22 protein-coding genes and 1 tRNA gene are annotated in these 24,531 nt (G+C 39.3%); all 23 read right to left on the bottom strand.

What is annotated here, in order from left to right; all coding sequences use genetic code 11:
- Positions 1–42 precede the first annotated feature (42 nt).
- The gene (locus JMN12_RS05560) at positions 43–2,772 is read right to left on the bottom strand and encodes a PD-(D/E)XK nuclease family protein (RefSeq protein ID WP_203137833.1); all 2,730 of its coding nucleotides are present in this window, start codon (positions 2,770–2,772) and stop codon (positions 43–45) included.
- A 130-nt stretch (positions 2,773–2,902) separates the two neighbouring features.
- Entirely contained in the window at positions 2,903–3,718 is an 816-nt protein-coding gene (locus tag JMN12_RS05555; RefSeq protein WP_203137824.1) for a hypothetical protein, read from the bottom strand.
- Between the two features lie 31 nt (positions 3,719–3,749).
- Positions 3,750–4,376, bottom strand: a complete 627-nt coding sequence (locus tag JMN12_RS05550) for a rhomboid family intramembrane serine protease (RefSeq protein ID WP_203137814.1) — start codon at positions 4,374–4,376, stop codon at positions 3,750–3,752.
- 250 nt (positions 4,377–4,626) lie between these two features.
- Positions 4,627–6,105, bottom strand: a complete 1,479-nt coding sequence (locus JMN12_RS05545; RefSeq protein WP_203137804.1) for a YfcC family protein — start codon at positions 6,103–6,105, stop codon at positions 4,627–4,629.
- Positions 6,102–7,217 (bottom strand): hypothetical protein, encoded by a 1,116-nt coding sequence (locus tag JMN12_RS05540; RefSeq protein ID WP_203137802.1) that lies wholly within the window; start codon positions 7,215–7,217, stop codon positions 6,102–6,104. The genes JMN12_RS05545 and JMN12_RS05540 overlap by 4 nt, the downstream gene beginning before the upstream one ends.
- A gap of 10 nt (positions 7,218–7,227) precedes the next feature.
- Positions 7,228–8,163 (bottom strand): hypothetical protein, encoded by a 936-nt coding sequence (locus JMN12_RS05535; protein WP_203137800.1) that lies wholly within the window; start codon positions 8,161–8,163, stop codon positions 7,228–7,230.
- Between the two features lie 58 nt (positions 8,164–8,221).
- The gene (locus JMN12_RS05530) at positions 8,222–8,749 is read right to left on the bottom strand and encodes a hypothetical protein (protein ID WP_203137798.1); all 528 of its coding nucleotides are present in this window, start codon (positions 8,747–8,749) and stop codon (positions 8,222–8,224) included.
- A 34-nt stretch (positions 8,750–8,783) separates the two neighbouring features.
- Complete coding sequence (mltG, locus tag JMN12_RS05525; protein WP_203081716.1) at positions 8,784–9,809, bottom strand: endolytic transglycosylase MltG; 1,026 nt, start codon at positions 9,807–9,809, stop codon at positions 8,784–8,786.
- A gap of 72 nt (positions 9,810–9,881) precedes the next feature.
- Complete coding sequence (locus JMN12_RS05520; RefSeq protein WP_203081778.1) at positions 9,882–10,253, bottom strand: DUF4240 domain-containing protein; 372 nt, start codon at positions 10,251–10,253, stop codon at positions 9,882–9,884.
- Positions 10,254–10,406: 153 nt separating this feature from the next.
- A complete protein-coding gene (locus JMN12_RS05515) occupies positions 10,407–11,201 on the bottom strand; it encodes a Fic family protein (RefSeq protein ID WP_203081715.1) in 795 nt (264 codons plus the stop codon).
- Positions 11,202–11,207: 6 nt separating this feature from the next.
- Positions 11,208–11,627: an HXXEE domain-containing protein gene (locus JMN12_RS05510; protein WP_198467073.1), complete on the bottom strand. Its 420-nt coding sequence runs from the start codon at positions 11,625–11,627 to the stop codon at positions 11,208–11,210.
- Positions 11,614–12,027, bottom strand: a complete 414-nt coding sequence (locus tag JMN12_RS05505) for a hypothetical protein (protein ID WP_203137795.1) — start codon at positions 12,025–12,027, stop codon at positions 11,614–11,616. The genes JMN12_RS05510 and JMN12_RS05505 overlap by 14 nt, the downstream gene beginning before the upstream one ends.
- A 158-nt stretch (positions 12,028–12,185) precedes the next feature.
- Positions 12,186–14,420, bottom strand: a complete 2,235-nt coding sequence (locus JMN12_RS05500; RefSeq protein ID WP_203137793.1) for a polyribonucleotide nucleotidyltransferase — start codon at positions 14,418–14,420, stop codon at positions 12,186–12,188.
- A 111-nt stretch (positions 14,421–14,531) separates the two neighbouring features.
- Positions 14,532–14,801, bottom strand: a complete 270-nt coding sequence (gene rpsO / locus JMN12_RS05495; RefSeq protein ID WP_002677173.1) for a 30S ribosomal protein S15 — start codon at positions 14,799–14,801, stop codon at positions 14,532–14,534.
- A 100-nt stretch (positions 14,802–14,901) separates the two neighbouring features.
- Entirely contained in the window at positions 14,902–15,342 is a 441-nt protein-coding gene (locus JMN12_RS05490) for a deoxycytidylate deaminase (RefSeq protein WP_198467474.1), read from the bottom strand.
- On the bottom strand, positions 15,305–16,231 hold the full coding sequence (locus JMN12_RS05485; protein WP_198474370.1) for a bifunctional riboflavin kinase/FAD synthetase: 927 nt from the start codon (positions 16,229–16,231) through the stop codon (positions 15,305–15,307). The genes JMN12_RS05490 and JMN12_RS05485 overlap by 38 nt, the downstream gene beginning before the upstream one ends.
- Complete coding sequence (locus JMN12_RS05480) at positions 16,228–18,000, bottom strand: AMP-dependent synthetase/ligase (protein WP_203137791.1); 1,773 nt, start codon at positions 17,998–18,000, stop codon at positions 16,228–16,230. The genes JMN12_RS05485 and JMN12_RS05480 overlap by 4 nt, the downstream gene beginning before the upstream one ends.
- A 4-nt stretch (positions 18,001–18,004) precedes the next feature.
- Positions 18,005–19,516, bottom strand: a complete 1,512-nt coding sequence (locus JMN12_RS05475) for a beta-N-acetylhexosaminidase (RefSeq protein WP_315137131.1) — start codon at positions 19,514–19,516, stop codon at positions 18,005–18,007.
- Positions 19,517–19,550: 34 nt separating this feature from the next.
- Positions 19,551–21,191, bottom strand: a complete 1,641-nt coding sequence (locus tag JMN12_RS05470) for an alpha-1,3-galactosidase B (protein ID WP_203137787.1) — start codon at positions 21,189–21,191, stop codon at positions 19,551–19,553.
- Between the two features lie 15 nt (positions 21,192–21,206).
- Complete coding sequence (locus JMN12_RS05465; protein WP_203137784.1) at positions 21,207–21,971, bottom strand: acyl-[acyl-carrier-protein] thioesterase; 765 nt, start codon at positions 21,969–21,971, stop codon at positions 21,207–21,209.
- An 18-nt stretch (positions 21,972–21,989) separates the two neighbouring features.
- On the bottom strand, positions 21,990–22,778 hold the full coding sequence (locus tag JMN12_RS05460; protein ID WP_203137782.1) for an HAD family hydrolase: 789 nt from the start codon (positions 22,776–22,778) through the stop codon (positions 21,990–21,992).
- A gap of 176 nt (positions 22,779–22,954) precedes the next feature.
- Positions 22,955–23,028, bottom strand: a tRNA-Asp gene (locus tag JMN12_RS05455).
- A 146-nt stretch (positions 23,029–23,174) separates the two neighbouring features.
- Positions 23,175–24,518, bottom strand: coding sequence for a dGTP triphosphohydrolase (gene dgt, locus JMN12_RS05450; RefSeq protein WP_088594679.1), 1,344 nt, complete (start codon positions 24,516–24,518; stop codon positions 23,175–23,177).
- Positions 24,519–24,531 lie beyond the last annotated feature (13 nt).

Here is a 24,531-nt window from a genome sequence, read left to right as displayed (position 1 = left end):
CGAATAATTTGTCAATTAGCCAATTTGTGAATTTGTCAATTGTTAGGATTTTTCATAGAAAGGGGTGTCGATATCAAAGATTTCGCACAATAGTTCTTCGGTGTATTCACTGTACAAAGCGAGAGTTTGAGCGGTTACATCGTAATCTTTCTCCTTGTCGATATAGGTATGGAAAGGCAAGAGACCTTTTTGTAAACGCTTGAATGATAGGTTGGCAACTATCATTTTTTCATTGATATTTAAGTGTTTGGTAATCATATAAGCATAAGTGAGCAGCTGGAAGGCTTTGCCGTACTTAATATCGGTAATGAGGTTATTCCAATCTTTGATGCGAACATCGGTTTCTTCTACAATACCCGTTTTGTAGTCGATAATGTGCAACACTCCATTGCGTCTATCTACACGGTCGATAATCCCCTTGAAATAGATAGGGAAGGGGAGGTGAGGAGCTTGGAAAGGTATTTTTATTTTCTGTTCTAAATAGAGAGGAATAATTTCGGTACCACTCTTTATTTCGTTGAGTTCTAAAGTTAAAAAACTGCGTACATACTTTTCTATCACATTGAAGATGAGCCAGTTTTTGCCTGTTCTGAAATCAGTACTTCTATACTCTTCTTCAAAGCGTTTTTCGATAGTAGGGAGTACCAAAGGTTGCATTTTTTTGATGTGCTCTTCAGTGAGTATTTCGTTTAAGAAAGGTGTGTACAAATCTTCCAAAGTACCGTGAACGATATTTCCAAAAGTACGAGCTTCAACAGTTTCTTCTACCTCTTTTTCTTCGTATATATGCAGTACTTGTTGCTCGTAAAAAGTGAGCGGATTGCGGATGTAAGTAGTTAGTGCTGAAGGTGAAATGCCTTTCTCGGCAAGGACTTTTAGCGCATCGATTACAGCGGTTGTTTTTTCGATGGTAAGCGGTCGCAGTACTGCTGGATATACTTCAGGAGCTTTGATTTGGTGTATGACTTTGTGGGTGGGGATTTTCTCAGCTAACACTTGGAGGATAAACCTACTTTTTTCTTTGCTTTTCAGGCTGTCCATCTCGGTGTCGTAAAACAAGTGTACTTGCTTGGCACGCTGCAAAATACGGTAGAAGTTATAGCTATACACGGCATCGCGTTCCTTGAAAGTAGGCAGTTCTAACACGTGTTTCACATCGTAAGGAATAAGCGAATCACCACTTTTGCCTAACGGAAGTACCCCTTCGTTTACTGAGGTGATAATCACGCGGTCGAAATCCAAACTACGGCTTTCCAGCACCCCCATTACTTGCAAGCCTTCCAAAGGCTCACCGCGGAAATTGAGTGAACTCTTCTGTAAGACATTTAAATAGAAATGATAAAGCGTTTTCACCGAATCGATATAGCCGTATTGCTCTTGCAACTGCTTCAACTGATTGAATAACTGAAAGAAACGATAAGCATACTCTTGAGTGAGTAGGTGAGTATTGCTCTCAGGGTCGATTTGTGCTTTTAGGCGATAGATAAGCGTAATAGCATTGTCGATAAGGGTAGTGATGAGAGCTTTGCCTTTGGCATCGGGGAATAGCAAAGTAAGCATTTCGTGTTCGGTTTCATCTACCGACTCGAATAGCTTTTTACGGGTGATATAAGTGAGGTTGTGCGTTTTGATATACTGCGAAATATGGCGTACCACTTCTTCTTTTAGCAAGGTGTGCAAGAAAGGTTGAGAGAGCAGGTTCAGTATATCTTTATGGTAAAAACTCTTGGAGAGATGCAAGCGGAAATAGGCGACAAAAAGGTCGTTGAGAGGCGTTTGTTGCAAAGGGTAACCCATCGTGATGTTCACACTTGTTTTGGGTTGTACAGCTTGCAGTACAGGGATGAGCAGATTTTCATCGGCGATGATGAGGGCGGTTTTTTCCAATGCTTTGGTAGGCGTATTTTTGAGCAGTTCGGCTACACTATGCGCCTGATTGATGCTTTTGGGTACTCCCGTGACATAGAGTTCTTTTTCTTTTTCGTAATTGCTTTGTATGAACTTAGGTTTATGGGTTTGGTAATAGCGCCAACTATTAGTATATTTGCGCAAGAAGAACCCTGCATCGTGAGTAGGATTGTTCAAAAAATAAGTATCGCCATCCCAATAAATTTCACCGCCTATATCCATTAATATAGATTGAATGACGTGTTGTTCGGCTTTGGAAAGGGCGTTGAAACCGACGAATATATGAATGCTATTGCTGTGTGTTTGCAGGTATTCGGGGAGTTTTTCAACAGCTTTTTTAGCAATGAAACCGCCATAGCCTTTACCCATTTCGGTGAGTTTGCTGTTGAGAGCGAAATAGTAATCGCCAAGGCTATTCCAGAAAGCTAAGTGCTTTTTCTGCATCTCGCTAAGCTCATCCATACCCGACCAGTGTTCGGCTTCTTTGAGGGCGTGGATATAAGGAAAAATCTTATCGGGGTTTACCAAATATTGGTCAATTTCGCTAAAATCTTTGAGAGCCGTTTGTCCCCAGCTGAGGAACTCTTCAAAGCTATCGGGGGTGTCTTTACAAGTTTTTGTGTAGCAATCGTAAAACTCAAAAAGCAAAGGCAAATTGCTGATAGGCTGTACCCCTGAAATACGCGTAAATAGGTCGGCTATACCGATGAACTCAGGAGCAATAGTAGCCTGCTTTACCTGCTCGGCAAAGTGTTTTTTGAGGAAGAGCGCAGGGCGTTTCCCTGTAGTAACAAACACAAGGCGTTCTATCTTATCGGGATAGTTTTCTAAAACATCGGTAATAACTTCTTGTAGATAACTCATAATCAATTAACAATTGACAATTAACAATTTGTCCTCCAAATATCTAATAGTGAGCACTCGTTAGCTTTCCAGAAGAGGGACAATCTGTAAATATAGTTGTAAATCAGCGTTGTATAAAGTTTTTTATATTTTAATTTCTGAATTCTAAGAAAGATGGGCGAGAATGGGGGTTGTTTTGATGGTTGTTGTTATTTCTCTTTCTATTTCTCTTTTTGTTTTTAGAGGTGGACAGTATTATTAAACCTATAGAAGTTAATAAAAGGAGTACTCCAAAAACAATACAAACTATTTTGACAAGTAAGGACATATCACTTTCTTCATAGGCAGCAAACAAAAGGACTGCCGCAAAGCCAAGTATTGCCGTTGGAATAGTGATACGAAAAAGTACAATCCCCAACATTTGCTTATAACGCGTCATATTTTTACCCAAGGCATAAAGCACAATTCCCACAAGGAGAAAATCAAAAAATAAGGCAAAGAAAACCATTATTGATAGCATTTTATAGAATCCTCTTTTATCTGCTATAAAGACATTTCCTGTAGAGGGATTGTAGTTTACTTTGCAATACATCGCTTTCCCCTTGTAGGAATATAAACTATTGTAATGCACAACTTCCTTTGTAATCGTATCTCCTTGAGTTGTGACCAACTGAACAATAGGGAGTTTTACGGTTATTTCGTAATGGTTACCATCGTCGTCATTCCTCTCTCTCGTTTCGTAGGTGAAATCTACTATTTTAGCGTTGTAAGTTTCACTTTGGTATAGATCTTTAACATATTCAAAAACAGTTATAGGGAGCAATATTCCAGCCAAAGTAATGGGGGATACTATTGCAAAAGTGATAAGATAAGTAAAAATACCTGATTGAGGGCGAAATCGCTTTACAAAGTAATAAGTGAGAATAATTGCTATTAAAAGAAGTATGTAGATAATAGAAGAGCCCATAATTTTCTAATTTTCACATTTTCTAATTTCCTCATTTTTTCAACAACCGCACTCCCATATAGCCTAAAGGCAATGCCATAACTCCTAAATAGAAAGCGTGGTGTATCACTACTTCAGGGGCATAAACTACAACGACCGCTAAGCCAAAGAGTGCACCTCCTAAGTGAGCTGCGTGCCCTAAGTTGTCGCCTTGTTGTGGGTTGAACATCATAAATACCGAATAGCCAAAGTACAATGCTCCAAAGAGCCAACCCGGTAAGAAGTTTACACTTAACGTTTTAGGATATAGAGCAATAGCGGCAAAGATAATCCCCGATACAGCTCCCGAAGCTCCTATGGCAGAGTAATAGGGTTGATGTTTATAGATACGCAAACTAAAGAAACTCCCCAGTAGCATTGAGCCAAAATAGATGAGCAAGAATAGTAGGTTACCCATAGAACCGATAATCACATCTTGAAAGAAATAGAGTGAAACCATATTAAGAATGAGATGTTGCCAATCGGCGTGGAGGAAACCAGAAGATAACAGGCGCACATAATCGCCTTTTTGCACCGCTCCTACATTGAACTTGTAGCGGTTGAAGAAAGTAGGGTTGTTGAAACCGTGATAACTTATTGCAATTGTAGCAACAAGAATAATGATAAAAGTGATATTCATAAGTTCTGTATTTTTATTTTAAATAAAAAAACTACCTCAAATAAAGATATTCAAGGTAGTGTTTGATTTTAAGTTTTTTAAAGGCGAAAACTCGGCTTAATAACTATCAATTGCTTATAGTATCGCATTCCCATTTTCTGGTGGGCAAAGCCCTTACCCTTAAAAAATTTAATGAAACTTTTTGCAAAGGTATAACTTTATCTTGAATAAAAAAATATTTATAATAGTTTGGTTAGATAAATATATTTAGTTAGAACAGCAATAAAATAGTGAGTACTATTATAAGAATGAGTGCTAATGGCGAGATGAAACGCAACCACTGTTTGTAGTTGATATTTACCATTGTTAGTGAAGGCAATATGAGTCCGGTAGGGGTGATAAAAGCCATTATTCCCATTCCAAAGAGGTAGGCACTCACCACACTATGTCCTTCTACTCCTACAACCGAAGCTAATGCTCCTATGATAGGCATCGTAAGCACTGCCATTCCAGAGGAGGAGGATATGAACAAACTGAGTAGCCCAAAAATAAGCATTAACATTGGTAGAAAGACCATTGGCGACATTCCTTGCACAAGGTCGGTAGCATAATGCAAAATAGTACCTGATATTTGTCCGTCGTTTAATATAAACGATACTCCTCTGGCTATCCCAATGATAAAAGCAACGCCTAATAAATCGCGGGCTCCTGCCATAAATTGAGAAATGAATTGCTGTTCGCCACAGCGTTGCAAGAATGCAATAGCAATAGCAGCTACCAAAAACAGTGCAGTCATATCCATAAAATTCCATTCCCATTGCGATACACCTATGATCATAATCACAAATGAGAACGCAAATACTAAGAGCTCTATTTTGGTAGAAAGTTTGAGTGAAGTGGTAGGTTCGGAGCTGTTAGAAGTGTATATTTCGGGGATGGCTACTCCATATACAATTGATTTTTCGGGATGTTTGCGTACTTTTTCGGCATAGTGGATAATATAAATAATGCTTATCACAATACACAAAACCAAAGCTATGATGCGAATACTCAATCCTGATGTCCAATCTACCCCAGCGGCATCGGAAGCGATAATCACTGCAAACGGATTGGTAGTTGATGCCAATGTACCTATGTTAGCACCTATGTAGATTACAGCCAACGGTACCATTAGATCGTAGCCTGCTGCCAAAAAAATAGGAACTATCATAGGGTAGAATACAAAAGTTTCTTCGGCTAAGCCAAAAGATGTTCCTCCTAATGCTAAAAGTGTAGTGAGCAGAATGATGAGGAGCCCCTCACGCCCTTTGAGTTTGTGCGCCAAATAGCCAACTCCCATATTTAGAGCTCCCGAACTGTTGAATACCCCTATAAAGCCCCCTAATACTAACACGAACAATATAATATCAATAGTGTCGTAAATCCCTTTGATAGGGGCAAAGAGCACGGATTTAACGCCTTGATGATGTGGTTTGCTCTGTACATACGTATTGGGGATTGAGATAGGTTTGCGTATTTTCTCCTCTTTGAATTTGCTCAATTGAATATTGATACCCAGATGATTGAGCTGTTCTTGTGTAGCAGGTAGCACATAAGTACTATCGGAAGTGTGAATTACAAAAGTATCGTTTGTTTTGTTATACTGTAAGGTGTTATAAGTTCCTGAAGGCAATAAAAAAGTAAGGCTGGCAGCTAAAATAATTACCAACATTAGTACCGTATAGGGAGTAGGGAATTTTAGTTTTTTCATTGGTTTGTTACATTGATTACTTCTTCAATGAAGTGTAATACAAAATCGCTGTTTTTCAGTTCGTAACTTAGGCTTATGGGTGTGATACTTCCGGTTATCAGTTGCCAATTTTTGTCACGTGTTCTAACTACATCAGTAGAAGTAATGGTTACTACTCCATTTTGTATAGCAATATGCTGAAGTTCATAAAGTCGCCATTCTTCTTCACGGGGATTGGTAAAGAATGTTTTTTCAAATAGAATCTTTGTATCGGCAATTTCATTGCGACTTTGCAGTTTGTTCTCTTCATTAATTCCCGTAGTAAATACACTAAAGCCACCGCCTTCTTCAGCACGAGGTATGATATTTCCCTCATTATTATATTGAGTAGCCCCCAGTTCACTCACTTTGCCATTTTCGGTAACCAATGTAATACTACTCCATTGTTTTTTACGTTTGGTTAAGAGTACTTGCCCAGTATGTAAATCGTAAATAGTTTTAATCCACACCTTATCCGATGGATATTGTGCCAAGAAGCAGAAGTGCTGAAGTTTATCTCTTGAAAGCACTTCAAAAGATAATTCGCTATAGTCAGGTTTTACTTGTACATTGTAAAGAGGTAGAGGGAAAGGGTCGCCATAAGGGTTTTCATCATAATAGAATTGATGTGTATTAGGATTATAATCCAAACACGCAAAGTTTTCCTCTTCTATACCTCCTAATACTACTGAAAACCAATCAAAACTACCTATTTCTACCCTGCAATAATACAAATCTATTACTGTAGGGATAGGCTTAAAGCCATACGCTAAGGCAGCTTCACGAATAAAATCAGTAAGCTCTTTGGTATAGCCAAGATACAAAAATCCCCAAAGGAATTCAGGCATTTCTTCTTCCTCTGGGTTATTAAAAGTAGAGAGTTGCTCGCAGAGGGTTTGTATAGCTTCTGCGAGGTAAGTCTGTTTGTCTGTGGCTTGGTCAGCTTTTTCTAATTTAGTTAAGAAAGCCTCCAAATATGTGTTACAATCGGTGATATTTTCTTCTGTATAATAGCGGTCTTCCTCGATAGTTGTTGAGAGTTCCGCACGCATTTGGGCGATGATTTGGTCTTTTTGAGTAATGAATTGGGACATTTGTTTTATTTTATGATTGTTTGGCATAGCAACTATAACACAAAGGCGTTGCTACGGTTACTTTTTTCTCTTCACCACAACAATGGCAGTACTTTTCTTCATAAAAACGATTACCATACTTCGCCCACTCCTGATAACAACTATAACATAGAGGTCTCAGTGGGTCTAAAGGAATAGCTGTGTTACAACGAATGCAATGTCCTTTCTTTTCTTGTGGAGCAGCTTGTGCAATAGGTTGTACTGTTTCTTGTGGGGTAGCTTGTGGTGCCTCCTCTTGTACTACCTTTTCAGGTGCAGGCTCTCTTTCTGTGCGTTGTCTGTTTTCCGCATTTACATAGTTTTCAGGCACAAAAGAAGAGTAACGGATAGGCTTCACGGCTCTGTTTGAGAGTACATCATCTACCAAATCCAAATGTACAGTAGAGCCTACATAGTCTTTTGCCAGACCTAAAAACTTCTTGTTGTAGTTAGGGCGTTTGGCAAAGACAGTGTAACCGCTATCGAGTACACTCATAATGGTATTTTTGGAAGTCTCGAAGAAGTTGTTTTTGTTTACAAGGTCGGTGAGGGCTTTTTCGGCAAGTACGCCAAACTCTACCTTGTTTTCCAGCGAGTAATCCAACAAGTTCATAGAGGTAATCACCGATTGTTTCTCGTTAGCATAATATTGTCCGTGTAACTGTGGAATATACACCATTGTGATATTCGGGAAGTTCAAGAAGTACTCAATATCTTCACGCTTAAAGTTATCATCTCCGTTGGAAGAAGTTTTTCCAAACCCAATAAGTATATGCAGTTTGGAGTTGTTTAAAAGCTGTTTAAAGATATTATCTTTGAGGTAATCACCTAACTGAATATAAGGTGAAATGATGATAAGTTCTTTTTCCGCCTTAAAAAGAGTGTCGTAAATAGTATCCGATAGCGGTTTTCCTGTTAAAAAATCCATAGTATATTTTTTTATTATGAGGCAAAGGTAATGGTTAATTAGCAAATTAGCAAATTTGTTAGTTGTTAGTGATTGATTGGAATAATTTATATCCTATATATTTTTTGAAATTGGGATGTGCATTTCTATAGAAACAGTCCCAATAACTGGCAATACGGCTTTCTATACACTTTTGGTAGAGAGAATTTGCACGAAAGAAGACCTTTAATTTATCACGAGTGTTATTAGGAAGTTCGCGGTGGAGCACTTCTAATATTTCTATAACATAATCACCAAAAAGTTTGGCTATAAAGGGCAAGACAAAATCTTCTTTTACTGCTAACAATTCCCTTAGATAAAATTCTCTTAAATGACCATTATTATGACACAAATACAAGCAATTAAGCATTTGCTCTTGGACTAAAGTCAGGTTTTGGGTGTTGAACTCCCCAAAATAGACTCTTTGAGGTAACTCTAAAACTTCCCCATTGAGGCAAACGACTTCCGTTCCTATAGTTTTGAAGCTTTTAGGGTCACTTTGCTGTAAGAAATCTGCAATTTTAGTAGCATTTTTGCGTAAATAAGAGGGGAAGGCTTTTTGTATCATTATTTATCTTTGGTTATTGCCCTTGAGGCTTACACTATTTAACGCCTTTTTCATCGGCCCATTTGTGATATTTTTTAGCTTCTTGAGAGTGTTGCAAAAAGGTGCGTGAGAACTTGTGATAACCAAAGTTTTCGGTATCGGCAGCAAAGAAGAAATAATCGTGTTGTTCGGGCTTGAGTACCGCCTCGATAGACGAAATATCGGGCATAGTGATCAGACCTATAGGTAAACCGTAATTTTGATAGGTATTATAAGGATTTTCCAAACTTGTATGCAGTCCTGTAACGCGTTTGATAACGAGTGTGTAGTCTCCCAGATGGTTTTTGTAACCAAAAATGGCAGTAGGGTCGGCTTGCAACATCATATTGCTATGCAAGCGGTTGAGATAAACCCCAGCAATACGTGGGCGCTCATCAACTTTAGCAGTTTCTTTTTGTACGATAGAAGCCAATATACTGACTCCTATAGGTGTAAGGTCTTGCTTTTGGGCTTGAGCTTTGCGTTCAGGTGTCCAAAAACGTTCATATTCTTTGAGCATACGGTCGCGAAATTCTTCTGCCGAGGTATTCCAATAAAACTCATAGGTATTAGGAATGTACATCGCCAATGCAGTAGCATCGGTGAAACCGTTTTCTTTGAGGAAGTTAGGGTTTAAGAAAGCACGCATTAGAGTAGCGCTATCGGGTTCTATTTGAGCAGCAATGCGCCCAGCAAAGTCTTCTAATCGCTCCTGATTGTTAAATTTGAGTTTTACAGGAGTATTGCGATTGCGAAGTGTGCGTACGATATCTATATTGGTAGCCCCTTTTTTGATGATGTATTTACCTGCTTTTACTTTATCGGCATAGCCCATACGTTTGGCTACTTGAGTAAAAGAGGTAGGGTCTTTCAGTAGTGGACTTATCAGGTGTAATACCTCGCTAAAATCAGCTCCTGTAGGGATATATACTATTTCTTCTTGGGTTTGAAAAGCTGTATTGCCTACCAATACAGCGCGATAAATAAAGAAGCCTACTACGGCTACAGCGGCTATGACCGCTCCTATAATCCATTTTTTCATAGTTGTTTTTCTATTTGTTGTTATCTTTTTTACCTATTATCTAAAATCACAAATTAAGAGTTGAACCTATTATCAATAAATACCCGTTACATCATTATATTTGTCTAAACATACTTCATCGGCAATTCCATAAAGAATAGTATCACTATCATTTCCTTTTATACTATAGGGTATTAGCTCAGGATGTTTGAGTATTTTCTCATAATATGTTCTACCTTTGCTCACTACCCAATGTGACACATCTTCCACACCATCTTCAGATTCTTCGATATAATCGGTAAAGGGTTCACATTGCAATTCAGCTGCTAAATCTACAAAAATTTCTTGAAATGTAACGATATTATCCTTGCTAAATTCCATAAGAATGGTTCGCAATAGCTCTCTATCTTCTTTAGCATTAGCTATAATATTCCAAAACCATTGTTCTTTATCTGTATTGTTCATATATTTTCTATTTTGTTGAGGAGAGACTTTAAGAAGTGATGTGTTATCCACCATAGCACCATATATTAGCAGAGCAAGTGTTGTTTGTTATCTCTCAAAGGTTGCAGAGCTTGCCATTGCTCATATAGTTTATCAATTTTCTTCATATTTATTTTAAAATTTCCATTCTATGATTTTGTCTTCTTTTTCTCGAAATTCCTTTTCTTTAGCAATCTCATTTTGCAAATGTTTAGTATACTGACTAAACATAAAAGCGTTATATGTCTCAAAGTTTTCGTTTGTTCGCACAGAGTTCAAAGCTTCGTAATAAGCAGCTTTATCTTCTGCAAATACAATACCCAAAGGCAGACCATACCACTGCTGAATAAAGTTCATCAGCAGGCGTGAGGTTCTGCCGTTACCGTCGAGAAAAGGGTGAATGTTCACTAACTCATAATGAGCATAAAATGACAGTGCTAATTGAGCTTCTTCGGTAGTTTGCTCAGGGAGTAGTTCATTTAGTTTTTTTATTAACTGCTCTAACGCTGCTGGTACCTTTTCAAAACTCATAAACGATACACCTCCTGCGGTTACTCTCACCTTACGCAATTCGCCTTTGCTGGCATCTACAGTACCTAAGGCATTAGTAAGCACTTCTCCTGTAGTTTTCATAACTTTGGCAGCTATTTCCTGAATAAAAGCTACTGATAGAAGTCGTTGTTGTGTAGCTTCTTTTAGTACAAAATTTAATGCCTCATAATGATCTTTGGTTTGATTGGCAAACAATAGAGGCTTACCATTAGGAGTGTTGCCTTCTTCAATCAGTACGCGAGTTTCGTTTAAAGTTAAAGTAGAGCCTTCTATACGGGTAGAGTGACTGGTAATGAGAATTTTGTTGAACTCATTATAATTCAACGAGGATTCTAAACCAAGTGCTCTGTAAGTTTGTATAATTTCTGAAATAGTCATTGGGTTCTATCTTTTAAACAACATATACCCCCATTTTGGAATGAGATAAACGCCTATGAGGCAGGTTACCATTACGGGAGAATAAGAATGGGTGAAATAGCTTACCAAGATATGCCATACCAAGAAGAAAGTCAATCCTGCAAGGTATGAGCTAAGAGCAATTCTTGTAGCTTTTTCGCTCTTTCGACATAAAAAAGCAATGACCGCTACCAAAGTGAGTTGTCCTATAGAAGCTCCTATAAAATATTCAGGGTGTTCATTAGCTAAATGAGCACTCTCAGCAATTCTGGGGAGTTGCAACCATTGGGGTATCTTATCCACAAAGTCAATATACCATTGCCAGAATGAAATACTCTCTTCTACTTGATGTAAAGCGTGTAGTCCCATTATAGGTAACCACAAGTGTATATATTTATTTGTTTCCATATACTTCTACTTTTAATGCGGTAATATAGTTTTGTTGTATCCGTTTTAAATTCCAAAAGAGAGGCGCTATGAGTCTTAAAAAGAAGTTTTTGATATGTATTTTCTCTTGAAAGCAAACTTTAGTACCTCCGTTATACGATTCAAACTTTCCTTCCCATTCTCCATAAAATAGTTTGTGTTGCATTATAAAGGCATAATACTCATTTTCTTTCTTTTGAATATTGTTAAAAAGTGTGCGTCCTCCGCCTTTGTAATATTCAATAAATCCGTCTTCTAATAACTCAATATTCTCCACTTCCTTTCGCCACTGAAAGTTCTTGTTATCAGTAACAATATTATATACCAATGTTATAGGCGCATCAATCACATCAGTTATTATTGAAATTAGAAAGGGTTTCATTTTTGAAATCTTTTATCTGAAGGCAAAGATACTAAAAAAAAGAAAAACCGAAAACTTTATACTATAAAAGTACCAAATCTTCGGTTTAAAAAATATTATGAATACAAAAATTCTATGATAGGCTTTGTTAAATTTTGAGACTTTGACAAAGTTTTTTGCTATTCTTGACGTGGTTTTTGGTTATTATTGTGTCCTTTAGGGCGGTCATTGCGAGGTTTACCGTTGTAAGGTTTATCTGATTTTGGGCGGTCTTCTCTCGCTGGACGGTCAGGGCGCTCTTCGCGTGGTGGACGTGGCAACAAGGCTTTGCGCGATACTCTTGTTTTCTTGGTTTTAGGGTCGATACCAAGGTATTTCACTTCTATGATATCACCTTCTTTAAGAGCATCTTCTATTTTGTCGATTCTATCCCAAGATACTTCAGAGATGTGGAGCAAAGAGTCTTTACCAGGAACAAACTCTACAAAAGCCCCAAATTCTACCAAGCGCACTACTTTTACAGTGTAAGTTTCTCCTTCTACAGGTTCAAATTTCACTGCGTTTACTGCCTCAATAGCTTCTTGAATACCAGCTTCGTCGGTACCTAAGATTTCTATGATGCCCAATTCGCCCACTTCTTCTACCACAATAGTAGTATTTGTGCGCGCTTGCAAATCTTGAATGTTCTTACCACCCGTACCGATAAATGCTCCGATGTATTCCTTAGGCATATCCATCTTAACAATTTTAGGTGCGTGAGGTTTCACTGTTGGGTTAGGTTTGGCAATAGTATCAGTGATTTTGCCTAAGATGTGCATACGTCCTTCGCGGGCTTGGTTCAAAGCTTTTTCGAGTATTTCGTAAGAAAGACCTTTGATTTTGATGTCCATTTGGCAAGCGGTAATACCATCGGCTGTACCGGTTACCTTAAAGTCCATATCACCTAAGTGGTCTTCATCACCTAAGATATCAGAAAGTACTGCATAACGCTCGCCATCGGTGATGAGTCCCATAGCAATACCCGATACAGGTTTTACCATTTGTACCCCTGAATCCATCAAGGCTAAAGTACCTGCACACACAGTTGCCATTGAAGATGAACCGTTAGATTCCAAGATTTCAGAAACTACACGAACGGTATAAGGGCAATCTTCAGGGATCATACGTTTGAGGGCGCGTTGTGCTAAGTTACCGTGACCTATCTCACGGCGTGATGTTCCGCGCAATGGGCGTGCTTCACCTGTTGAGAAAGGAGGGAAGTTGTAATGCAAGTAGAAACGTTCTTCACCTTGTTCTGAAGGTAAATCGATTACGTTTGCTTCGCGTGAAGTTCCTAAGGTAACGGTAGTAAGTGACTGGGTTTCACCACGTGTAAAGATAGATGAACCGTGAGCTGATGGCAAATAGCCTACTTCACACCAAATAGGGCGTATTTGGGTAGTGTTACGACCGTCTAAACGGATATTTTCGTTTAAGATAAGATTACGAACAGCTTCTTTTTCAGCATCTCCGAAATAACGAGTGATGATAGGAGTAAGCTCTTCTAATTCCTCTTCAGTAAAGAGCGCCAAACACTCTTCTTTTACTGCGGCGAACTTTTCACCGCGTTCTTGTTTAGTAGTGTTTTCTTTGGCTATAGCATAACATTTATTATAGGCAAAATCGTATACTTTTGCTTTTACTTCTTCGTTTTCTACTTCAGGCTCGTAGGTGCGTTTTTCAGTTTTACCTACTTTTTCAGCCAAACGCAATTGCGCTTCGATATGAGGTTTGATAGCTTCGTGTGCAAATTTGATAGCTTCAGCCATATCTTTTTCGCTAACCTCGTCCATTTCACCTTCTACCATTGCCACAAAGTCTTTAGAAGCACCTACCATAATATCGATGTCAGAAGCTTCTAATTGTTCACGACTTGGGTTTACGATAAATTGACCGTTCACACGACCTACGCGTACTTCGGAAATAGGACCATCGAACGGAATGTCAGACACAGCCAAACAAGCAGAAGCAGCAAGACCTGCTAAAGCATCGGGCATTACATTCTCATCGTGAGAGATAAGCTGGATCATCACTTGTGTTTCAGCGTGATAATCTTTGGGGAATAGCGGGCGCAATACGCGGTCAACTAAGCGCATTGTCAAGATTTCTTGATCGCTAGGGCGTGCTTCGCGTTTGAAGAAGCCCCCAGGGAAACGACCTGCCGCTGCAAACTTCTCACGATAGTCTACTGTAAGAGGTAAAAAGTCAGTTTCAGGATTGATTTCTTTAGCCGATACTACGGTTGCCAATAGCATCGCATTGCCCATTTGCACCACAACAGCGCCGTCGGCTTGTTTAGCCAACTTGCCAGTTTCGATAGAGATGGTACGACCATCGCCTAAATCGATGATTTCTTTTTTAACTTCTGGAATCATTCTTTTTGTGAATTAATAAATTAATAATTGTTGTGTTGAGGGCTTTAGGGATTAACCAATGAAAAACTGCTGTAATAAACAAAAGGAGGCACAAAGCCTCCTTAGTATTGCTTATTTTCTGATGTTTAGTTCTTTGATAATCGCACGGTATCTCTCGATATCGTTATTTTTCAAATAATCGAGCAAACTTCTGCGTTTACCTACCAATTTCACCAATGAACGCTCGGTATTGAAATCTTTGCGATTTACCTTTAAGTGTTCTGTAAGGTGATTGATTCTAAGGGTAAAAAGAGCGATTTGCCCTTCTGCTGAACCAGTGTTGGTTTCTGAACCTGCGTACTTTTTAAAAATTTCCGCTTTTACTTCTTTAGTTAAATACATTCCAATATTAATTTAATGATTATTATGTACGAATTTTTTCGGGCGCAAAGGTAGTAAATATTTTCTAACTACCAAAGAAATAGCACTTATTTTTATTTTTTTATTCACTTACATCTTCTAAATGGACGACTTCTACACCTGCTTTTTCGAGAAAAGCTAAGCCCTCGTTGTCGCGATAGCCTTCCTTATACACCACGCGCTTGATACCCGATTGGTAGATGAGCTTACTGCACTCTTTGCAAGGTGACATTGTGATATAGAGCGTTGCTCCTTCTGACGATTGGGTAGATGAGGCGACTTTCATTATTGCATTGGCTTCGGCGTGCAATACATACCAGTGAGTATTGCCTTCCTCATCTTCACAACAGTTATCAAAACCGGTGGGTGTACCATTATAACCGTCAGAAATAATCATACGGTCTTTTACCATTATAGCACCTACTTGCTTGCGTTGTGAATAGGAGAGTTTAGCCCATTCCATTGCCATACGCATATAGGCTTTGTCATACCGCAATTGCTTTGCGCGCTGCTGTTTCGTCATCTTGTAATTGTTTTTTAAGGAGGTCGATAGTATCGAATTTCTGTTCTTCACGTAGGTATTGTACAAACTCAATGGTGAGTTTTTGGTCGTAAAGGTCGCCGTTGAAGTCAAAGAAATACACCTCGATAGACGCTCCTTTTCCTTTGATAGTAGGGTTCTTGCCAATGCTCATCATTCCATAGACTTTACGACCGCCAATGTAGCTATACACGGCATATACGCCATCTTTGGGAATGAGTTTGTAGTCTTCGGTTACTTGTATATTAGCAGTAGGGTAGCCTAAGGTGCGCCCCAATTTGAGTCCGTGTACTACCGTGCCTGTGAGGCTGTAAGGAGTCCCGAGGTAATGCTCGGCAGTGGTAACATCGCCTTTATTCAACGCTTCTCTGATTTTGGTGGAGCTCACTGATACTTCATCTACTTCTTGCACCGATATTTCTTCTACAGCAAATCCATACTTTTCACCAAATAAACGCATATCGTCTATATTGGCTGTGCGATTGCGCCCAAAACGGTGGTCGTAACCGATAATCACCTTTTTCACATTGAGGCGTTGTACTAAGATAGTACTTACGAACTCTTCGGCAGTAAGTTGGGCAAAAGCCTCATTAAAAGGTTGCACGACGAGCAAATCGACCCCTAATTGCTGGAGTAGTTGCTTTTTCTCTTCCAAAGTGTGAATGAGTTTTAAGCCTTTGTCGTGTTGCACTACCATTCGCGGATGCGGGAAAAAAGTGAATACAGTAGCCAAAAGCCCTTCTTGGTGTGCGGTTGTTACAACTCTTTCAACAATTTTTTGATGTCCTAAATGCACACCATCAAATGTACCTATGGTGAGCACCGTAGGCTGCTGGGTAGTAAAAGTAGTAATATCGGTTATTTCTCTCACTTGTTGTAGAACTTGTTGTAAATGTCTATATATTTTTCTTTAATCACGCGTCGTTTAAGTTTGAGGGTAGGGGTGAGGTGACCACCATCTATTGTCCATTCATCGGGGGTGAAATCAAAAAGTTTTACTTGTTCCCACTTGCCGAGATGGCTGTTTACTTTTTCGACTTCTTGGGCAATACGATTGTGAACGGCTTGATTTTGTATAATCTCTTCGTTGGTTTTACCTAATTGTACTTTGTGGCGGCGTGCCCATTCTTTTACAAATGGGAAGTTGAGCTGAATAATAGCAGCAGGCATCTTTTCACCTTCGCCTACTACCATTGCATTCTCGATGAAACGAGAGAGTTTCAATTGGTTTTCTATTAGCTGAGGTGATACGTACTTACCGCCTGAAGTTTTAAAGATTTCCTTCTTGCGGTCGGTGATTTTAAGGAAGCCATCAGCGTCAAGCTCGCCTATATCGCCCGTGTGGAAGAATCCATCGGTGATGTTTTCAGCTGTTTGCTCAGGGTCTTTATAGTAGCCTAACATTACGTTTTCTCCTTTCACAAGTATTTCACCGTCTTCGGCAATTTTTACATCTATATTCACAATAGGTTTCCCTACGGTGCCTATTTTCCAGAATCTTCCCGATTCGCGGTTTACTGCAATAACGGGAGCGGTTTCGGTAAGACCATAACCTTCCATAATTTTGAGTCCTGCGGCAGAGAACACCTTAGCCAAACGCGGTGAGAGGGCAGCGCTACCAGAGACAATCATTTGTATGCGTCCACCTAAGGCTTCGCGCCATTTGCTAAAGATGAGTTTGCGTGCAATTTTCAGTTTGAACTCATACCAAGCACCATTAGCGCCATAAGGTTCGTATTGAAAGCCCAAATTGAGTGCCCAAAAGAAGAGTTTGCGTTTAATGCCTTTAAGTTCGGCCCCTTTTGCGAAGATTTTGTCGTAAATCTTCTCTATGAGTCGGGGTACTACTGTAATGATATGCGGTTTTACTTCGCGTAAGTTATCACTGATTTTATCGAGAGATTCGGCAAAATAAACATTTAAGCAATCGTACTGATACAAGTAGGTGAGCATACGTTCAAACACGTGGCACACAGGCAAAAAGCTGAGCGCTGTAGAGCCTTCACTAATAGGTAAACGGTCTTGGCAGTTCAGTATGTTGGAGATGATATTCCAATGAGAGAGCATTACCCCTTTTGGGCGGCTGGTAGTGCCCGAAGTGTAGATGATAGTCGCTAAATCGTCTTTTTGAATACTATCTTTGCGCGCTTCCACTTCAGATTGATTGCTCTCATCGGCGCCTAAATCGAGGATTTCTTGCCAATGATGAGCATAAGGTACATCGTTGAAGGTAAAGATAGTTTTTAGATGAGGTAATTTATCTTGGATAGAAGAGATTTTTTCCCATAGTTCTTTATCGGAAACGACACAGTATTTACATTCCGAATGGTTGAGGATATACTCAAAATCCTCTAAGTTGATTGTGGGATAGATAGGTACATTCTGTGCGCCTACTTGTAAAATCCCGATGTCGAGCACGTGCCATTCGGTGCGATTAGTGCTTGAAATGACCGCTATTTTATCATTTTTTTTAATGCCTAAGCGCAATAAGCCTCGGCTTACGGTATTCGCTTTTTGGATATATTCGGCAGTAGAGGTTTTTGCCCACTCACCGTTGTATTTGGTAGCAAAAGCGACCTCTAAAGGGTGTTTAGATTGTTGATAATAAGGTATATCGAATAAACGATTTACGGTATTCATTGGTTTAAATTTTTGTTACAGAGGGCAAAAGTAATAAATAATTACGAAATACGAAATACGAATGACGAAAAAAAGGAGATAACTCCACAGGAGGTCTGTAATTGACTCCTTGTTGCAATAAATAACTCAATTGACCTTCTAACCTATTGGTAAACGACTTCCAAGAACGGTGTTGCATTTGTGTCCACCCTACTTCGGAGAGGGCGAGGGCGCGCGGATAGGTCATATAAAAAGCTCTAAAAAGGTCTTTTACACTTTCGCCCCATAAGGTAGCCTCTACCCCTAAAATATACTGTTTTTCTTCTTGTGATGTGAGAGAAAAAGCGGGGTTAAATTCATATACTTGTTGCAGCGTGAGGGTAGGCATCCAGTCTACATTAGGCAAATCGTCTTTAGCTTGAGGATAATCAAAATAAGCATACTCCCCCGGTGAACATATTACTTTGAAGTTATCTTTTTTAGCGCGTTCTAATACCTGAGGGGTCGTGTGCATCCGCCACAAATACATTACACTATTTTGAGGATAAGTAGGCACCTCAAGTTCCATCCAAATGAGAGGTTGCTTGCCATTTTTTACTAAGAACTCATTTACCCTTTTGAAAAACTCACTCATCAGTTGGTGGTCGTTCGTAATTTGTACTTCTTTCTTAAGCTGTTGCACTTTCGGATTTTCAAGCCATTTATCCAAAGGAGCTTCATCGCCACCTATATGAAAATATTTACAAGGGAATACCTCTGATAACTCACTGATAACATCATCTATAAAAGTAAAAACTTCTTCTTTGGATACACATAACAAATTCTTAGAAACCCCAGCAGTAGTGCGCACTCCTATAATTGTATCGTTGCAACTGAGAAATGGATAAGCTGCCACTGCGGCATCATTATGCCCTGGCACATCAAACTCAGGGATAAGTTGCACATTGCGTTCTAAAGCATACCGCACCAAGTCTTTCATTTCTTCTTGGGTATAAAAGCCTTCATTATTGCGCTTGCTCCCTTCAAAATCTGTTCGTTTAGCCCCTATTTCTGTCAGCTTGGGATATTTTTTAATCTCTATGCGCCAGCCTTGGTCGTCGTTGAGATGCAAATGTAAGTAGTTGAATTTGTATTGCGACATCACATCGATATACTTTTTCAAATCCTCTATTTTCCAATAGTGACGCGCGGGGTCTACCATTAGGGCGCGATAAGCAAAACGAGGGGCATCGGTAATGGTGAGACAAGGCAAGGATTCTTTGTGTTCTTTTTTTGCCTGAAATATCAATTGCCTAAGTGTTTGTGTTGCATAGTACTTTCCAGCTTCAGTGCTGTACTTAATGATAATTTTTCGAGGTTGAATAACTAACTGATAACCTTCGGGATTGGCAATAGTAGGTTCTGTTATATAAGTAATGGGGGTATTCACCTTACAACTGCCTTTATAGTAATGCACTTCATTAGGCTGTGGCACTACATTTATTTGTGCTGAAAGAGGAAAAGCTAAAAGCAGTAGTATATAATATAGTTTCATAATGATAGATTTGTTAATTTGGTAATTTTCTAATTCTCTAATCCTGTATCTTTACATTTTTAACACGTTCCAATTTAAAGCGTTCTTTATTCCAATGAAACGGTTTGAAGTCCTGATTTTTGATAATTTTATTATTGCGATAGATAAGATTTTCTACTGATTTAGCATAGAGAATAGGCTCGTCAAAAGTTTCAAAAACATTATCCTCAATGCGTATATTAGAGTGAAAATATTTTTGTTGAGCCTCTAAGTTAGGGATTTCGGGGTAGATAGAGATAATAGCATTCGTAAACTGATAGTTGGCAGTAAGTGCATTTATAAAACGATTGTTTTTGATGCTCACATTGCGGCAAGCGCCCGTTTCGTACCAACCATTGCAATCGCCACAGAGCAAGATAGCAGCCCCGTGGGTATGGTCGAATAGATTGTTACAGCACACCACTTTTTTAGGGGTACTAAAAAGTGCTCCTCGTGCCCGATTGTTGCGCACTATGTTGTTTTTAAAAAGCACTTTAGGCGTCCAAGTGAGATTTTCTACCCCACAAGGCGTATCGGGGTTTACCTCAGCAGGTAAAGGTTTATCAAAAGTGATTTCAAATATTTTTGCGCCTACTTCAGTAGGTTTATCAACAGCTTTTATCTGGTGAATTTTATAAGTTTTATCACCTATAGTTTCCATTGTTTTAGCAGCGACAAATTGCACTTGGTCACCCACTTCTCCCCAAAGAAATCCCCACGACTGAGGGTGCATATATTGCGCTTTGATAGTGTAATCATTTTCACGAGTAATGACTTTCAAGTAAGTGCCGTGCACATTGATAGCATCATCAGCCATACCTTCATACAAACCATTTACTGAGCGTATTTTCCCTTTACAAGCTGAAAAATGGGTAGCATCGGCTTGAGTGGTGAAAAAACGTTCGCTTCCCTCCTCTATTGCTACTCGAAACTTATCAAGAGTCATATTTTCAGTGAGTTGAGCCAACAGCCCCATCCCTTGCACATTGTGTACTGTGATATTCTCAAGAGTTATATTTTTGCTTTCGGTTACAAAAATAGCAGGTGTAGGTCGGGAATAAGTGCGCAACACAAAGCGCTCGCCTACTTGCAGATAGGGCGATTTACCCATTCCCTCTATATAAAACTTGTTAGGAGCAAGTTCAACAATTTTTGTAGGTGAGAAAGGGACATCGATACGACGGTAGGCTAAGTGTTTATTGGGAGAAAAAACCATTCCTCCAAAAGGCATTTCCTGATAATCTTCACCTATGAAGTAGAGTTTTTCATTCTCAATTTTGTAGTTTCCTTGAGGGTAGAGTTGCGCCTTTACACTATTGTGCAAGCTATCTACTTCGGTAATTTGTAACTGTCTGAGGTAAGGCGTTGCAAAATCTATTGAGAAGTTGCGAAGGGTGAGATTGCTACAGTTTTTCACTACAAAAGGCAAAATCGTACCGTGAAACACTAATTTTTGTCCCTTGCCATCAATGACTACATTGTGCAGATTTTCGTAGTAGAACGCTACTTTTTTAGGGTTGGTTTGGTCATGATTGGAGATGTACAATTCCTTATCAACAGTTTGATTGAGTGTGTATTGAGTAGTTGTAGGGAGGTACTGAGTGCTTTGACAAGCACCCAAAAGTAGAGCAGTGAGGGTGATGATAATAGCTGGTTTCATATTTGGTGTTTTTTGTTAAATTCTTTCAGCTATCCAATGTGAGATAAAAGCAGGTTTAGAAGCTCCTACTTTTTGAGCATAGTGATAAAGTTCTACTAAATTATGAGCATCATCTAAATACCTACCTTTGCTCTTAAAGCCTTGCATCTCATCGCCCATAAAAGTTTCGGAAAGGAAGTTGATATCGTACTCTTTGATAGTGAACTCACGGTGGTTGCGTTCAGTCATCATATCCAATGCCCACTGAGTGTATTTCACATTGTTCACGTGAGCATTCATATCGAGGTCACTCACACGTACCTTGAATTGATTAACTTGTTGCATATCATCGGGTAACGCAATGCGTTCAGTGCGAAAATTAAGACCTCCATCGGTACGCGGGTGGAAAATTTCTTGTTGTTCAGTGAGTTCTATAGGGCGGCGGGTGGCTATGTCCATTGTAATCCAAGTGCTAGCACATTCGCCTATTTTTTGGTCGTTGTAATAGAGTTCAAACTCGCGGAAAGCATAGACTCCTTGCACTGGTAACGACCAAGTTTTCACAGTGATACGCTCATTCCACTGAGGCCAGTAGTTCATTTTGAGTTTTTGCTGAATTAGTGCCCAGAAGAAGCCTTTTTGCACTAATTGTTTGTAACCGAATCCTAAATAAGCAGCGTGCTCGGCAGCGATATCTTGGAGCATTCCTAATAGTCCGTATAATCCTAACTGATTATTTAAATTCACTTGAGTGCTACGCACTTTATAGGTTTCGGTGAAAATTGTTTTATTGTGGTCCATTGTAATATATTTTTAGGTTTATGATTGCAATAATTTTTCGAGGGTACGCACTACACCTGCGTGATTGTTGTCGTATTCGGTTACATAGTTAGCAAGTGCTTTGAGTTCCTCTTGTGCGTTGAGCATTGCATAACTATAAGTAGCCTGCTGAATGAGCTCTACATCGTTTAAATGGTCGCCAAATACCACAGTTTCATCAGGTGAGATATTCAGTTGTGATTGCAAGTGCGCAATAGCATCCCCTTTATTCACATCTTTACCCGTGATATCCAGCCATATCTCACCCGATACCACTACATTAAACTCATTAGCATATTTTTTAAGATACTGAAAGGAATTGAGGCGAGAAATACCTCTATCACAGACTGTTATCTTAAAAATATCATCATCGATAGCAGCAAAATCGGTTACACGAGTATGGGCAGGATAATGACGAGCAATCTCATCAAAAATCCACTCATCGTCGGTTTTTATATAAGCACTTTTCTTGCCACAAAGGGCTACACCTATTTGCTGAATTTCGTTACAAGTGCGCAGGATAGGAAAGAAAGAAGTAAAAGCGATAGGTCGCTCAAAAAGCGTTTTTCCCTGATAGATGAGCGATGCGCCATTATCGGGAGCATAGGCAATGCGCTCTTTGATAGGCGCAAAGAGTTCGTGCAAACTCTGCAACTGTCTGCCACTTGCTGCACAAAAAAGAATACCTTTCTGTTCAATAGTTTTGAACACTTCCCAAAAACTATTGGGGATTTCCTTTTGGTTATTCACCAAAGTACCATCTATGTCGGAAACAATGAGCTTGATCATATTATAATTTGGTGCGATCCGCACCGGCTGTTTTTCAATTTTCTAATTTGCTAATTTTTGATGTATTGATGTTAAAATAAGAAAAGCTCTCCTTGGAGAAAGGAAAGCTTTCATTGGTTTACTATAAACCCGTGTAAAAATATTTACACAAAACAACACAACTAAATCTTATGAAGCGGTCTGGACGGGACTCGAACCCGCGACCCCATGCGTGACAGGCATGTATTCTAACCAGCTGAACTACCAGACCATTTATCAATAAATTGTGCAATTCATTTCTTCATTGCGGTTGCAAAAGTACAACTATTTTCAATACCTGCAAATTTTTTGAAGACTTTTTTTTATTTTTTTTTAAAACTTTTTTCAAATATTACTGATAATGAACGTTTTGTATTATCACATATTTGAGGTGCGACTGGCAGTTTTTAAGTGCAATTCGAGTGCATTGCTATCGGTAAGGCTTGCTACATAGCAGGTAATACCCATCACTTTGTCGTATATCGACCCCTCTTTGCGGTATTTTTCAGGTAGTTTTTTGAGCAAAAGTTTATCAAATGAGGTTTCTCGTCCATTCTCACGATTGATAATTGCTGTAAAAAAGATGTCTAATAGATGCTGTAAAATCACATAACCCGATACTTCTTTCTCTACTACTTCATCCGATTGATAGATGTGTTCTACACTGCAATCGATTACATCGGTGATTTGGTGACGGTATTTACTATTGTATAATAAGGATTGATGAAAATTGCCAGCGAGGATAGTCTCTTCGTTTTGTAAGAAAATATCGGTAGCATCTTGCACTAATGCCCCGATGGAGACCGCACGTAAATAGGCAATGCGCTCTTCTTTTGTTTGCAACTTGCTGTATTTTTGAGTGTTGATACGATTATCAATAATTGCTCCCAAGTATTCTAAAGCTACTTCTTCGCTGATGAGCCCCAAGTTGATACCATCTTCAAAATCGATAATAGTATAGCAAATATCATCGGCAGCCTCTACCAAGAAAGCCAACGGATGGCGCGCATAACGCAATTCACCAGCTTCACTATTTGATTTGAGTCCTAAAATATCTGCTACTTCTTTGAAGAAAACTTTATCGCCTTGAAAGAATCCATACTTTTTATCAGCTATTCTATTAGTAGGGCGTATAGGCAATGATTCTTTAGGATATTTAGTAAAAGCTCCCAAGGTAGCATACGTAAGGCGCAAACCACCCTCTACTCCTAAGCGCGTTTCGTTGAGAATCCTAAAACCATTGGCATTCCCCTCGAAATTACACAAATCGGCATACTCGGCATCGGTAAGCAAGTGCTTGATGGCTGTTCCTTTTTTAAACTGAAAGAACTCGCCTATTGCCTTTTCGCCACTATGCCCAAAAGGTGGGTTGCCAATATCGTGAGCTACGGCTGCCGCTGCAATAATAGCCCCAAAATCATTAGTTTGATAGCCTAATTCGCGCAAATGAGGGTATTTGGTGAGCAAATGTTTCCCTACGGCACGCCCTAAACTACGTCCTACCACCGACACCTCTATACTGTGAGTGAGGCGAGTATGCACAAAACCTGTTTTAGAAAGCGGAATTACTTGTGTTTTGTCCTGCAAACTGCGAAAAGCACTTGAGAAGACCACACGATCGTAGTCCATATCAAAGCTAAGGCGCGTTTCGTCCTCTTTGAGGCGAGGTCGTGGTGTTGTATCGCCATATTTATTCAACGGAAGTAATTTTTCCCAAATCATATTTTTTTGATTA

The sequence above is a fragment of the Capnocytophaga genosp. AHN8471 genome (assembly GCF_016806945.1).
Taxonomy (GTDB): Bacteria; Bacteroidota; Bacteroidia; order Flavobacteriales; family Flavobacteriaceae; genus Capnocytophaga; species Capnocytophaga periodontitidis.
The sequence above is the reverse complement of the archived record's forward strand: the minus strand, read 5'-3'. Positions and strand labels throughout refer to the sequence as shown.